The organism is Sphingobacterium populi (assembly GCF_001586775.1).
Taxonomy (GTDB): Bacteria; Bacteroidota; Bacteroidia; order Sphingobacteriales; family Sphingobacteriaceae; genus Sphingobacterium; species Sphingobacterium populi.
In genome coordinates this window covers 146082-159811 of record NZ_LQXS01000005.1, presented here as the reverse complement: position 1 = coordinate 159811, position 13730 = coordinate 146082, and the positions used below count along the sequence as shown (strand labels likewise).

Below are 13730 nucleotides of genomic sequence, written 5' to 3'. Positions count from 1 at the left end.
TAGCGTTTCTGATGGCTGTTTTTTTTATATATTGCTTATTTCGTGGTAATGTACTTACAGCCAGTTAACGTTAACTGTTCCGGCAGAAGTTTTTGCGGTGATCTCATGGCCGCCACCATTTATAGAACCAGATACGCGGTCTTTTTTGCTACTTCCAGAGAAATTTTCCAAATTACTGACATTGACTTTGGTTCCGCTTAAAGCCAAGTTGTAACCACCTTTTGGAATTTTCAAGTTGATACTGCCACCGCTAGTGCTTAAGCTTAATGGGTTGGTTACTTTCGTGATTGTTGCATTTACACTACCACCCGATGTTGCTGCTTTGATATCTCCCTGTGTGCCGTCAAGATTGATTGATCCTCCCGAAGTTGAAGCATTCAATTTTCCAACCACTTGTTTCGCAGTGATAGATCCACCTGAAGTTTTTGCTACGATGGTGCCGTTCAATTGTTCCATGGTGATCGACCCGCCAGAAGTAGAAATGTTTATAGTGCCTTTAGAAGATTTTGCCGTGATGCTGCCACCAGAAGTTTTACCATTAATATTACCATTGAGGTTGTTAATTGTCAAGCTGCCGCCCGATGTAGTGAAGGTCTGATCTCCTGCTAGGTTGCTAATGGAAATGCTGCCACCGGATGTTTTTACTTGTGATGAAATTTTTGTGGGAACATGAATAATATAGGCTACCGAAAGTGAATTATTTCCACTAAAACCGGATTTGCGCTTTACTTTCGCGACCAACGTGCCGCCTTTGACACCTAAATCTATGTCATATTCTTTCTCGAAAATGGACTTTAGCTCTTCGATTCGGGAATATTTTAGCTTTCCATTTGGAGATAGAACAACCTCCACGCTCTTCGCCGCTAGTGCCCTCTACTTGAATAGATCCACCACTTGTACTGGCATCCAAAGATTTGATAGAAGATGCCTTAAAATTTTTGGTGGTGTACGTGATTTTTTTCTGTTGGGCTTGTAAGCCAAAAATACTGGTTAATAGTAGTGTGGTTAAGATAATGTAACGCATAATTGGTGGTGTTTGTGTGAATAAAATATGTGTGATTATTGTTAATAATTTACAGCATTTTCCTACTCATTGCGTAGGCTTTGTATTGGGTTGGCTAGCGCAGCACGAAGTGCCTGCCCGCTAATGGTTAATAGGGCAATTAGTAATGCGATGAGGCCGGAGATTCCGAATACCCACCATTGTAATTCTATCCTATAAGAAAAATCGGCTAACCAACTGTGCATCGCCCACCATGCAATTGGTGTGGCGATGACAATTGATAAACACACCAATTTAATGAAATCTTTTGAAAGTAAGAGTAGTACACTGGTCACACTGGATCCCAAAACCTTACGAATACCAATTTCTTTGACACGCTGTTCGGCCATAGAACTAGCTAGTCCAAACAAGCCCAAGCAAGAAATTAGGATCGCCAAGCCGGAGAATAAACCGGTAATGTTTGCTGTCCGTGTTTCTTCTCTGTACATACGCGCTACATGTTCATCGGTAAATTCGTATACGAAAGCGCCGTCTGGCACATGTTGCTTGAATACTTCCGCTACCTGACTCAAATAAGTACTCACTTGTGCGGATTGGAAACGGACGAACAAATGCTGTTGTGATTCTGAAGGGCCGTTTGTACGATAATATAGATATCCACCCACAGATTCTTTGAGCGAGGTATAGTGAAAATCGCTCAGCACGCCAGAAATGATGGAATTATTCGGAAGCATTTCGGTGACGATTGGCTGGCCAACAGCATCCTCTGGGTTATTGTAGCCCAAGTATTTCAACACGGACTGATTAATTAACACGTAACAGGTAGTGTCGGTGGGAGCTAAGTGTTCAGGTAAATCATTGCCCGCTAATAGTTTAAGTTGAAAAGTTTCGACTATTGGTCCATTTGCGCTATTGGTGAATACTGAATAACCATTTTTATGATTATCCCTTTTGTATATCGTTTTGCCACTTTCACGCATCCCCAATATACTCTGTGCCGCGACCGAACTTGTTGTGGGAGCGAGGCTGCGCAAACCCTCGTTCAAGGCTTGAAGTTGTGATTGAGATGAAACGGTATTAATGGAAATTGCCACCATGCCAGCAGGTTGGTACCCCAAATCTTTTTGCTGTACATAGCGCATTTGCTGCGCGATGATCATAATAGAAGACAAAAGGATAATAGAGGCTGTAAATTGGCAGACCACCAAAATACGGCGCATACGATTGGCAAATGAATTCTTTAGCGCACCCTTATTCATCAAGATAAGTGGGCTAATCTTGTTCATGTAATAGGCGGGGTAGCTACCTGCTAATAGTGTAACGCCGACCCAAAGTAGGCATGTCATGCCGAGCAACTGCGGGTTCAGCAATGTCTCATAGTTCCATGTTGTTTGCGTTATTTTCTCAAAAAAAGGAGCTAGCAGAACGGCCAATCCATAACCTGCAATAATCGCTAGTAAAGTCACCAAAGCGGCTTCAGCATAAAACCTTAAAATGACCTGTTTGCCCGTTGCACCTAATACTTTTGCAACTCCTACATCCTTCGCATTCTTGGAAGAGCGCGCCGTAGCCAAGTTCATGTAATTGATGCACGCGATAAATAGCGTTATGGCGGCCAATAGAATAGCTAGTTTTATCGTAACATGATTTCCAGAGCGGGTAGCATTTCGGTCATGCAAATCCGTGGAGTACAAATGTACATCAGCAAGAGGCTGTAAAAAAAGCCGCTTCAGAAAGCGATCATCGGCCATATACTTATCTAGTAACTCATCGGTTTGTTTTTCTACCAGCGATGGGTCTGCTTCAGGATTTAATAAAGCATACGTGTCATAGCTAGCATTGGACCAGTATACATCTTTTCCCATCCAACTGTCCATGATGTTGTAGACCATATTGCAATCCAAGCTGCTGTTCTCTGGTAAATCTTGAAAAACTCCAGCTACGCGCATGGTATCTTTGTTATTGATAGTCAACATTTCATCCATTACCAAGCGATTGCCAAACAGTTTATCCCTTGTGGAAGCCGAAATCACGATATCGTTCGGATGATTGAAAACGTGTTGTGCACTGCCTTCAATAAATTGAAAATCGAAAATCTGGAAGAGGCTGGAATCGGCTAAATAGAGTGCCGACTCGGAGAAAGTTTGATCACCAACACGAATCGAAGCTATCGTGCCAAAGTCGCGTTTTACCATTCGTACTGTTTGCTCTACGCCCGGCACTTCGGCCATCATCGCTGGTGCGACAGAATTGGGTAATTGTGGTGTCTTTACGTTGTTATATTCCGCGTCGAATTCGGTATTTACGCGATAGATATTGTTAAAGTTGCTATGAAACTTATCGAAGCTAGCCTCTTTCCACACAAAGGAAAGCAGTAGTATAGTGACCGCAAAGGAGGTGGCTAAGCCTACAATATTCAATAAGCTGAACAGTTTATTGTTGATAATATTGCGCCAGGCTGTTTTGATATGTGATGTCATGCTAAAAGAATCCAACGTTATCTTAAATGGTACGCGTACTTATTGTACTTTGTTTTGTTTGTAAAGGCATACCAAATTTAACACCTAATGGTTAAGTTATTGTATTTTAGTGAATTGTATTCTTGGTGATGTTTGCAGCATGTTCGATATCGGACAATTATTCGTTCGGAAACGAACAGATATATGATCTCTGCTGATAATTGCGTATCTTATAGTAAATACCTAAAAATATATGAAAATAATCAGCTTATCGGTGATTGTAATAGTAGCTATTGGAATCATCTTGGGATTAATGTTCGGACTGCCACGCTATAACGTATGGCAGCAAGAAATGGCGGGCCGTGCACGACTTGCCGAAGCTACGCAATCTCGTCAAATTTTGATTGAACAAGCGCGAGCAGAAAAAGATGCGGCTCTTTTACAAGCCGAAGCGATAAAGATCATGGGCGAGGCAGCACAACGCTATCCCGAATACCGAAAACAGGAGTTTATCGGCGCATTTGGCGAAGCACTCAAAGCAGGGAAGATAAATCAAATTATCTACGTGCCGACGGAGGCCAACATTCCTATTTTGGAGGCAGCGCGCGCTGCGCAGTAACCTTTCGCAGCGCGTAAACTATGGATGAGCTTCGCAGAGTGCCATGTTTACCATGGCGCCTGCAAGGTTGCCAGTATATACAGCACTAGCTACCGAACGCATCGGATTGCTCATATCGCCACATGCATATACGCCGGGAATTGTCGTTTGCTGAAAGGAATCGATTTGTAACAAGCCCATTTCTGTAATACCACAACCAAGCTGTTTTGCAATGTCGTGATGAAGATCGAATGAAACTCGCGCATACAGCGCATCCAGTGCGATCAATCCATCATTTTCCAATTTGATATGCTTGATATAACCATCTTGATGGATTATTTCGGAAATTTTGTCACGGTTAACCTGAATATTTCGATCGCTAAAATTGGTTAGTTGCTCTGCATCAAATGGACTTCTGCCGTTGGTGAAAAGAGTAACGTCTGTGGTCAAGTTTTTTACCAAACCAGACAAATGTAGTGCAGCACTCGGATCTTCTGGAACTAAAATACCCGTACGTTGATCTCTAAACTCGTAACCATGACAGTATGGACAGTGGATTACGGATATTCCCCAGCAGGCTGCGAAACCAGTAATGTCGGGCATAATATCGCGGATGCCTGTAGCCATGATCAATTTTTTTGCCTTAAACTGCTTTTTAGAAATGGTTTCCACGACGAATTGATCATTCGAAGCATATGCCGTAGCCACTGAGTCGTTTACAAACCGTACCGTATCGTACTGTTCCACCTGCTTTTTAGCTACCGTCGCAATCTCGGCTGGCGTTTTGCCATCTTGCGTCAAAAAATTATGAGAATACGGGGTTTGGCGATTACACGGTTTACCATTATCGATGATCAAAACTGATCGTATGGACCGACCCAATGCCATAGCTGCTGATAAACCTGCATAGCTACCGCCTAATACGATTGTGTCGAAAAGCTGATTTTTCTGCATAAAAACTGAAAATTTTGATGGTGACTATTACCGCATAAAGATATTTTTAAAAGTTTTCAAATGCAATAAAATTGCATTTGATATAAACAAGATATTGTCATAATTTGTTGCGGCGAAGTAGCCTCTTAGTATACCTCTAGTTTGCAAACGGGAGTAGACATAAAAAAAAAGAGGATGACCTTACATGAAGTCATCCTCTTAAGATATTATATGATAGTAAGCTGCTATTAAGCATGCTGTCCTTGGTGTTTGCCTTCGGCGTATTCTTCTACAATTTTCTTATTGAATGCTGGCAGATCTTCGGGCGTGCGACTGGTCACCAAACCTTGATCGGTAACTACCTCGCTGTCTTCCCAATGTGCTCCAGCGTTGATCAAATCTTTTTTGATAGCGCCAACGGAAGTCATTTTCCGTCCTTCTACCACTTCAGCATCAATCAATACTTGTGGGCCATGACAAATCGCAGATACAGGTTTTCCGGCGTCAAAGAAGGCTTTTACAAAATTCAAAGCTTTCTCATTAACTCGTAATTTGTCGGGGTTAATGACGCCACCTGGGATCAACAATCCATCATAATCATTGGCCGAAGCGCCATCAAGTGGTCGATCTACTTTGTAATCTCCTTTCCAGTCGTCGCCAGATTTGGCACGTACGACGTCACTCTTAGGTGATACGATATGTACGGTTGCTCCAGCATCTTCTAAAGCTTCTTTTGGGCTCGTCAACTCGATCTCTTCAAAACCATCTTCCGTTAATATTGCTATCTTTTTCTCTGTCAATTTTCCCATAATTTTTATATGTTTTATGCTACTTTAATATGTTATTATCAGCTACTATTCGTTCGCAAACTACATAGGCAGCGCGTGAGCTAATAAATGTTAAGGGTTTGTCGGTGTATCTAACATCGGATTCAGTGAATCCTCTGAAAGTGTGTCGCGTGCAGTAGTATCCGTCATTGGCATAGGATTTACTTCATTTGGAGAATTATGCATATTATCTTCGCGCTGTGCTTCTGGATTTGCACATGACATGATACCAAGCATACCCGATGCTGCTATCGCTACTAAATAGGATTTTTTCATAACGTTTCTTCCTTTGTTTGTATGGACAACAGAAACCGGATAGAAATGTTACCCCCAAAGTTCAATTTGGGGGTTTGTACTCAGATGGTTACCGTATTTAATGAAGCTTGCGTATGAAAGCTACTGGGCTGATCTTTATACAGTTTTGAACTACTAATTTGTGGTAAAAGGTACGGTGATTTCGAGTTTTTCCCATAAAAGGCGAATAACTCCACTTTGTGCATTCACACTCTTTATCTGGTATGTAAGCCTCGGAGTGGCCGAATGCGCTTGCGGTCGCACTGTAGTACGTAGTACATCTTCTTCCTGTTTGTAGTCATCCGCTAAATGTTGTTCGTAATTCTTGTTCAGGATGAACGTCCAATCTTCCCTTTCTGGAATCGTAAAAATAGCATACGTACCAGCCGGCACAATTTGTCCGTCAATCGTGATGTCTGATGTGAACATGATGCTGGTGGCGGTGTGGGCGCCTGTTACCCACACTTGACCATATGGAACTAATCCGCCCCAAATTATTCTATCCTTCACACCGGGCGAACGATAGGTGAGGTGAACGTGTGTGTTGCCTACATTTTCCATAGTTACGCGCTTAGGACTTCCCTTCAACGTATCTTGTTTAATTAATCCTTGATTTAAGCGATCAATATAACCTTGGCTATCTGTCGTTGCTTGTTGATGATGTGCATGTGGATCGGTTGCTGCATTGGTTTTATCTTTCTGACGATCTCCGCAAGAAATAGATAGAGAAGTAAACAATACTGCTGTTAGGAAGAGGAGTGTGGTGTTATAGGACATAATGTAATATAGTTTAAGATTCTTTTTTTCGGTATCGTTCGGGTGCTGCACCAACACCTTTTTTAAAAAATGTATTAAAATAGGAAGGACTCTCAAAACCTAAAGTGTAGGCAATTTCGGAGATGGACTGCGGTGTATGCAACAGCAATCTTTTGGCTTCTAACAAAACGCGCTGTTTAATGATCTGCCCACTAGTCAATGCCTGCTGCGCTTTGCAAAGTCTATTCAGATAACTTTGTGAAATATGGAGTTTCTCGGCATAATAAGAAGGGTTCTTATGCCGAATGTAATGTTGGTCAACCAATTGAATAAACTGCATCACTTTCTCTTTGTGCGGTGGTGCATCCGTTTTTGTTCTATTTCCACCTTGTAAAATTTCTGCTTCTTGCAGAAGTATATTTAAGTAGGAGCGCAAAGCATTTCTTCTTGGTATAGCAGGCATCTGCTCTTGTAGCATGAAGGTCAGCAAGGTGCGCCATTTGTACTGCTCTCGTTCTGGAATCTGAAAAAAAGTTACGGTTTGTTGCGCTTGGTAAAAAGAAAACTGATGTAACACATTGCTATTGTAGCGAAGGGAGAAAAAACTCTCCGTAAAACATAGCAGATATCCCTTGCTCTCTGACGCAATTTGCAGGCTATTTACGACCAATGGACGATTCATCACCACTTGATAAGGTAGCAAATTCAGATGTTTACCTTCGCTATATAGCTTGGCAGTACCGTGATATAAGAGTAACATCGAAAAAAAGTTAGGTCGATGTAATTGCTCCATTAAAGCAAGCCCACCAGCCCCAATATCTAATAAGCAGAAGTGATCTGCATCGTGCAGTATGTCGTTAATGTTTAGTATGGGTAATGAAGTTTCCATAGCCGTTTTGCTCCGTCTGGATTTGTTATAATCTGGGGTTTTCCGTGCGATAGGTACAACGCGCGAAATCCCCATAAGAAAGTAAACTTTGAGAATCTAATTGTGCGGTTACACTAACGGTGGGCGCAATAATCTGCTATGAAAAGCGAATGAATAGGTGGAAGTACGGCAACACAACATCTTGCTTAAAGAAGTGCTGGCCTCATATGGAGTGGATAAAGTAAAACCAAAAGAAGGTACAAGGTATACCGAAGCCTGTGGTAGCCGATCAAGCCCATCATTTTGTTGATCCTGAGCTTGTTTGAGTTTTTTCATCAAAATACATTCACCACCGCATGCCGAATTTTTGACGTTGCGGTAAGCACACAGATTTTTTGCGATATACTCTCTATTTGCATAGAAACTAGCATACACTCCCAACACAGAAATACTCTGTGCGAAAAGTATTAGGCTCATTATAATGACTATGCAGCGCTTCACGAATACAAAGGTATTGTTTCGGCGCGATATTTCTCATACGCCGCCAGCTTGTTTTGTACGAACCGATGTATATCTATTACGAATTACCCAACGCGGTTAAAATTTTTATCTTTGCCTGCGATTGGATTTAGACAGATTCGGATTAATACTCCGTGATATTTTCCAGTCCAACAACAAACTAACTAACAAGTGTATGAAAAATAAATTTCGAAGTATTGTATTGCTATTAAGTATCTTCTTACTATCCAATTGTGCTATGTATCAGCGACAATTGGCTTTGACGATGTTCGATGTGCGCTTGGGGATGACAAGAGAACAGGTGGTCGAAGTACTAGGCAGACCCAGCATGGTCGTTTCTGCGTATACCACCGAAAATGGAGATCAGATCGAAGTACTTGAATATGTGCGCAATGAATCTAATTCGCTGACTGATCAAGTGGAATCAAGACCTATTTGGACCTACTTCATCAATAATGAATTGTTTGAGTGGGGGCCAGGAGAAAATTGGGAAACAGATGCAGCCTTTCGCCGCGCGATATTAAACCGATCTAAGGATTATCAGCAAAATCGCCCTCGTCGATAAATGGTATAGAATCGTTGTTTATTTTGTGAATTGCATATCAATTCACAAAATAAACAACGATATGTAGGTGGTATTATTCGTCGCGCAAACTTGTTACCGGATTGGCCATGGCCGCGCGCGTAGACTGCGCAGAAATGGTAATGAGCATAATGATTATTAAGCTGAAGGCCGAAATCACAAAAGGCCAAGGACTTAAATTGATCTGATAAGCAAAGTTTTCTAGCCAGCGTTGCAATAGAAAATACGCGATAGGTACGGCAATGAGATTGGCCATTATAAAAACCTTTAAAAATGGTTTGTTGAGTAAGAAAAACAATTGTAGGATGTTGGCTCCGAGTACTTTTCGGATGCTAACCTCTTTCTTTTTGGAAGCGACATGATACGCCGCCAAATTAAACAAACCTAAAACCGCGATGACGATAGCAATAGCAGCAAAGGCACTAGATACATTTTTTAGCTGCTCTTCTTTTGCCTGTAGTTGGGCATAGTTACTGTCCATAAAGGTGTAGTCGAGCGGTAAGCGCTCCGAACCGGGATTGCGTTTCCATTCGGCATCCATCGCTGCAATTGCTTCCTTGGTTTTTCCTTTTTCCGTACGAATCAATAGATCTAGTTTGTATGAGCTAGGGCCACATTCATCTTTAAAACTGTATACAGAAGGCGGTACTTTATTCTCAAAACCGTAGGCTTTGTAATCTTTTACGATACCAATAATAGTAAAGTCCGTATTACAACCACTTATTTTTTGCCCTAGCGGATTTTCAACTGCCATAGCATTTGCCATACTTTCGTTGATTACTGCAAAATGATTAACCGTATCTTGCTCAAATTCTGCATCACTCAAGGCGACTCTACCAGCCACAACAGGAATAGAAAGCAAGTCGAAATAATCTAAATCTACACCTACCAGATCTACCTCGGTCGTTTTTTTAGGCCCTACAAATTGTTTTTTAACTGGAGGCTGGCCTTCGGCCGGGCTATTGGATGTGGTGGCTACATGTGTGATGCTTCCGCTATTTAGCAATCGATTACGAAAGTCTTTTTTCCAATCATTGCCTACGGCATACATCAATGTTAGTCCTTTAAAACTCACTACTTGCTCGGTTTCAAAACCACGCTCCGCAGAACGCATATAATCGAGCTGGCTGTTGATAATAATAATACCCGAAATAAAGATACTGGCGATAATAAATTGGAAAGTAAGTAGCACGTTGCGAAAACCGATACGCGTATGTGCTGTCTGCATATTGCCGCGCAACATAGCCATGGGCTTAAAACCGGATAAAAACAACGCCGGATAAATGCCCGCTACTGCTGTGGTTACGATAATGGCGATAGATAATTGTAGTAAGGTATTGCTATGGTACAGGTATTCTGACAGATCATCGTTAAACCATTTTTGTAAGGCGTTGCTCGAAAGTATCAATACAAACCAAGCGATACCAGCAGCGAGCAGACACTGAATGAATACCTCTAGCATAAATTGCACAATTAACGAGCTTCTTGGTACACCAAATAGTTTTTTAATACCAATCTCCTTGCCGCGATTTTCGGATTGTGCAATCACCAGATTGGTGAAATTAATCGCCGATAGCATTAAAATGATCACGGATAATCCACCTAAAACCCAGATGGTGATGTAGGGCATATTCGAACCGTGCTTGGGTTGCAAATGAAGATTGCTGAGCGGATCTAAATAGACCTTGCCTTGTGCAAAAGCAGAAGATTTCACCAGATGGTGATGCGCGGTATTTTGCTCGTAGTAGCTACTTATTTTGGCTGTTAATGCGGCAATGTTCGTTTCTGGCTTGACCAGAATATAAGTTTGAAAAGTATAGGGATTTTCATATTCTACCTCATCATACACACGCTTTACAAGCAACATATCATAATCCAGTACGGAAGGCTTTCGTTCTTCCAGTACACCATAAAACGTTTCATAAAAGTCTTGGTACAGCGACAGTGATTTCAGTTCAAAAGGCGCCTCTGCGGTAGGCAATGAGTCTTTTGAAAATAGCACCGACGAAATGGCTTCATTGGCAATGGTTCCTTCCAGTTTATCCAATTCCGTAAACAATCTGCCATCGTTCATTTTCATTTGAAAGATGGTAGCTGCTGCCGAATCCACCATTAAGGCATTTTTAACGGAAGCTGTTTCCTTTCCGAAAATAGGATAGGAGCCATACATGTAAGGTATTGCCCGCCCAGCAAGTACAATTTCCGGAAACTCGTTCATAATGGCTGGCGCAAGCGAAGGCGGAGTTTGATCCGTGTATTCGCCATTGTACGTCAAACCTACCAGATAAATGTTGTCTACATTTGGATTCCATTGATCAAAGCTTGTTTCTCGGTTAATGTATTGATACGATAAGATAAAACCAGCAAAGCCAATCGCCAAACCCAATACGTTAAGACCAGAAAAAAAGCTATTTTTCTTAAAATTTCGCCAAGCAGTCTTCAGATAGTTGAATGTCATTTTTCTAGGTTTTTATGGTGCTATTATTCATTACGTAAACTATTAATTGGGTTTGATTTAGCCGCTCGAAGCGATTTTCCACACACCGTAATGGCTGCGATTCCGAAAGCGCCAATCCCCGCAAAGACAAAAACCCACCAAGCAATATCTGTGCGATAAACATAATCTTCGAGCCAGCGCTTCATCATCCACCAGCCCAACGGAAATGCAATAACGAAGGAGATACCTACCAACTTCAAAAAATCTTTGGAGATGAAGATGATGATTTGAGATATGGAAGCTCCTAATGTCTTGCGGATACCAATTTCTTTTACTTTGGTTTCGACCGTAAAGGTGACCAAACCGAATAAACCCAAACAAGATACAAGGATGGCAATACCAGCGAAAATTTTGAATAGTTTTCCAGCGCGGATATCTGATTTGTACTGTTCGTCGAACGCCGAGTCCAAAAACTTATAGTTAAAGTTCAAGTTAGCGTTGTAGCGCGACCAGATTTGACGAACGCCCGCAAGCGCATGGTCTGCTTGGCCACTTGCTGTGCGCACATACATAGCGCCAAGCGGAGCACGTAGTCCCATGTTATATAATACGCAAGGTTCAATTTCCCTTTTAAGATCTGCAAAGTGGAAATCTTTAATAATACCCGCAATAGTGACCGGCCGGTACATAAACGTAAGAGATTTGCCAACAGGATCATTTAATCCCATAGCCTTTATGGCACTTTCGTTTAGTAAAATATACGAAGAGTCAGCAGGTGTGCCAGTAAATGATTTTCCTGCAAGTATTTCCAAATTCATCACCTCGACAAACTCATGATCTACTGCAATCTTATTGATCATAAAATTGGACATACTAGCAGGTTTTCCCTCCCAATTTATATCGCCAGTGCCACTACCGATATTAGAAATATCACTAGAAGCTGCGCTAATGCCTATTATGCCAGGTTTATTCATCAACTCAGTTCTAATCGCCTCGAATTTGGAAGCAAAGTTTTGCTGTCCAAAAATGAAGACATTCTCCTTATCATAGCCCAAATCTTTTTGGCGTATAAATTCTAATTGCTGGCCAATCACTAAAGTGGAAATAATCAATACCACCGAGCACACAAACTGCACGACAACCAGCGTTTTACGAAAACTATTGTTTCTTCCACTCATTATAATAAAGCCCTTTAGTGCTTTAATAGGTCTAAAAGTGGATAAAAGAAGCGCAGGATAAACGCCCGCCATCAACAAAACAAGCACCAAGCAGCCAGCAAATACAAGCCATAGTCTTATATCGCTCAATTGGATCATCATTTCCTTGCCAGAGAGCGTGTTGTAAATGGGAAGAAAAAGATAAGCCAAACCCAATGCTAAAACGATCGCAATCAGGGTTACGACAAAGGATTCGGTAATAAATTGCCAGAAAAGATGGATCCGTGTCGCGCCAGAAATTTTGCGCATGCCTATTTCTTTCATGCGTCTGCTAGATCGGGCAGTGACCAAATTCACATAATTTATACAGGCAATTAGTAGCGTAACCATCGCTACAATAATAAATATTCGGACCTGCTGCATACCGCGCTCTTGTCCTTTCGCATTGAAAAGATGAACGCTCGTGAACGGTTGCATATAATACACTAGGCCTTTAAAAATATCCGCATCATTGTGCCTGCGGTGCATATCGGCCAGTTGCTTTCCTACTACAGCCGCTTCTTTTGCATCACGGAGTAAGAAAAATGTGGGAAAGCGAAAATTTCCCCATTCGTCATTGATTCCATTTTCCCACGTATCGGCAAGAAGCGCAAATGGCAAGAGAAAATCTGCTGTGACCGACGAGTTCAAAGGAAAATCGTCGATAATCGCGGTTACGGTAAATGGTTGCTTGCCCAATCCGGAGGATGGATCGGAATCTACCAGAACACTTTTGCCTAGTGCGTTGTCGTTGCCAAAGTATTTTTGAGCTAAAGACTTAGTTAAGATAATGGCGTGCTTATCAGAGAACGGATGCGCGCGATCGCCCGCGATCAACGGAAAATCGAATAGCTGGAAGAAAGAGTCGTCTATGTATTTTCCAGATTCTTCGAAAGGCTGGTTATCATTTTCTTTTATTAGAATAGCATCGCTATTGCTAAATCTACAGCTTGCTTCAATTGCTGGAATCTCCTTTTGTCCGAACTCTGCCAGGGGAGCCGAACCAACAGGCCAAGCATTGTCCGAAGTACTATCAAAAGTAGTTGAAACTTGAAAAATACGTTCTGCTTTGTCGTGCATACGGTCGAAACTAAGCTCGTCCCACACCCATAGCAGAATCAGGATAGTAGCGCATAAACTCACGGACAATCCTACGATATTGATCGCCGAATAGGACATATTTTTGCTTAACGTCCTCCATGCCATTTTAAAATAATTCTTAATCATAGTACTTTAAAATATGTGAGAAAAAGTTAG

General features: G+C 41.7%; 13 protein-coding genes. 2 read left to right on the top strand and 11 right to left on the bottom strand.

Annotated elements, in window-relative coordinates; all coding sequences use genetic code 11:
* Positions 1-54: 54 nt before the first annotated feature.
* From A0125_RS12915 to A0125_RS12905, 3 genes are all read right to left on the bottom strand, one after another.
* Positions 55-852, bottom strand: a complete 798-nt coding sequence (locus A0125_RS12915; protein ID WP_082785037.1) for a DUF4097 family beta strand repeat-containing protein — start codon at positions 850-852, stop codon at positions 55-57.
* On the bottom strand, positions 770-1024 hold the full coding sequence (locus A0125_RS15620; RefSeq protein ID WP_066756914.1) for a hypothetical protein: 255 nt from the start codon (positions 1022-1024) through the stop codon (positions 770-772). The genes A0125_RS12915 and A0125_RS15620 overlap by 83 nt, the downstream gene beginning before the upstream one ends.
* A 62-nt stretch (positions 1025-1086) precedes the next feature.
* Positions 1087-3483: an ABC transporter permease gene (locus A0125_RS12905; RefSeq protein WP_066756912.1), complete on the bottom strand. Its 2397-nt coding sequence runs from the start codon at positions 3481-3483 to the stop codon at positions 1087-1089.
* A 232-nt stretch (positions 3484-3715) separates the two neighbouring features.
* On the opposite strand from A0125_RS12905, the gene A0125_RS12900 reads away from it, so the two are divergent.
* Entirely contained in the window at positions 3716-4081 is a 366-nt protein-coding gene (locus tag A0125_RS12900) for a hypothetical protein (RefSeq protein ID WP_066756910.1), read from the top strand.
* 18 nt (positions 4082-4099) lie between these two features.
* On the opposite strand, the gene A0125_RS12895 is transcribed toward A0125_RS12900, so the two are convergent.
* From A0125_RS12895 to A0125_RS12870, 6 genes are all read right to left on the bottom strand, one after another.
* Entirely contained in the window at positions 4100-5014 is a 915-nt protein-coding gene (locus A0125_RS12895; RefSeq protein WP_066756908.1) for an NAD(P)/FAD-dependent oxidoreductase, read from the bottom strand.
* Positions 5015-5241: 227 nt separating this feature from the next.
* On the bottom strand, positions 5242-5802 hold the full coding sequence (locus tag A0125_RS12890) for a type 1 glutamine amidotransferase domain-containing protein (protein WP_066756906.1): 561 nt from the start codon (positions 5800-5802) through the stop codon (positions 5242-5244).
* A gap of 90 nt (positions 5803-5892) precedes the next feature.
* Positions 5893-6096: a hypothetical protein gene (locus A0125_RS12885; RefSeq protein ID WP_066756904.1), complete on the bottom strand. Its 204-nt coding sequence runs from the start codon at positions 6094-6096 to the stop codon at positions 5893-5895.
* A 153-nt stretch (positions 6097-6249) separates the two neighbouring features.
* Complete coding sequence (locus tag A0125_RS12880) at positions 6250-6891, bottom strand: DUF2911 domain-containing protein (protein WP_066756902.1); 642 nt, start codon at positions 6889-6891, stop codon at positions 6250-6252.
* A 13-nt stretch (positions 6892-6904) separates the two neighbouring features.
* Positions 6905-7834, bottom strand: a complete 930-nt coding sequence (locus tag A0125_RS12875) for a helix-turn-helix domain-containing protein (protein ID WP_066756900.1) — start codon at positions 7832-7834, stop codon at positions 6905-6907.
* 33 nt (positions 7835-7867) lie between these two features.
* Positions 7868-8215 carry a hypothetical protein gene (locus A0125_RS12870; protein ID WP_066756897.1) on the bottom strand — a complete coding sequence of 116 codons (348 nt, stop codon included), beginning with the start codon at positions 8213-8215 and terminating at the stop codon, positions 7868-7870.
* A 217-nt stretch (positions 8216-8432) separates the two neighbouring features.
* On the opposite strand from A0125_RS12870, the gene bamE reads away from it, so the two are divergent.
* Complete coding sequence (gene bamE, locus A0125_RS12865; protein ID WP_066756894.1) at positions 8433-8822, top strand: outer membrane protein assembly factor BamE domain-containing protein; 390 nt, start codon at positions 8433-8435, stop codon at positions 8820-8822.
* 73 nt (positions 8823-8895) lie between these two features.
* On the opposite strand, the gene A0125_RS12860 is transcribed toward bamE, so the two are convergent.
* Positions 8896-11298 (bottom strand): ABC transporter permease, encoded by a 2403-nt coding sequence (locus tag A0125_RS12860; RefSeq protein WP_066756891.1) that lies wholly within the window; start codon positions 11296-11298, stop codon positions 8896-8898.
* 23 nt (positions 11299-11321) lie between these two features.
* Entirely contained in the window at positions 11322-13700 is a 2379-nt protein-coding gene (locus tag A0125_RS12855; RefSeq protein ID WP_066756888.1) for an ABC transporter permease, read from the bottom strand.
* Positions 13701-13730 lie beyond the last annotated feature (30 nt).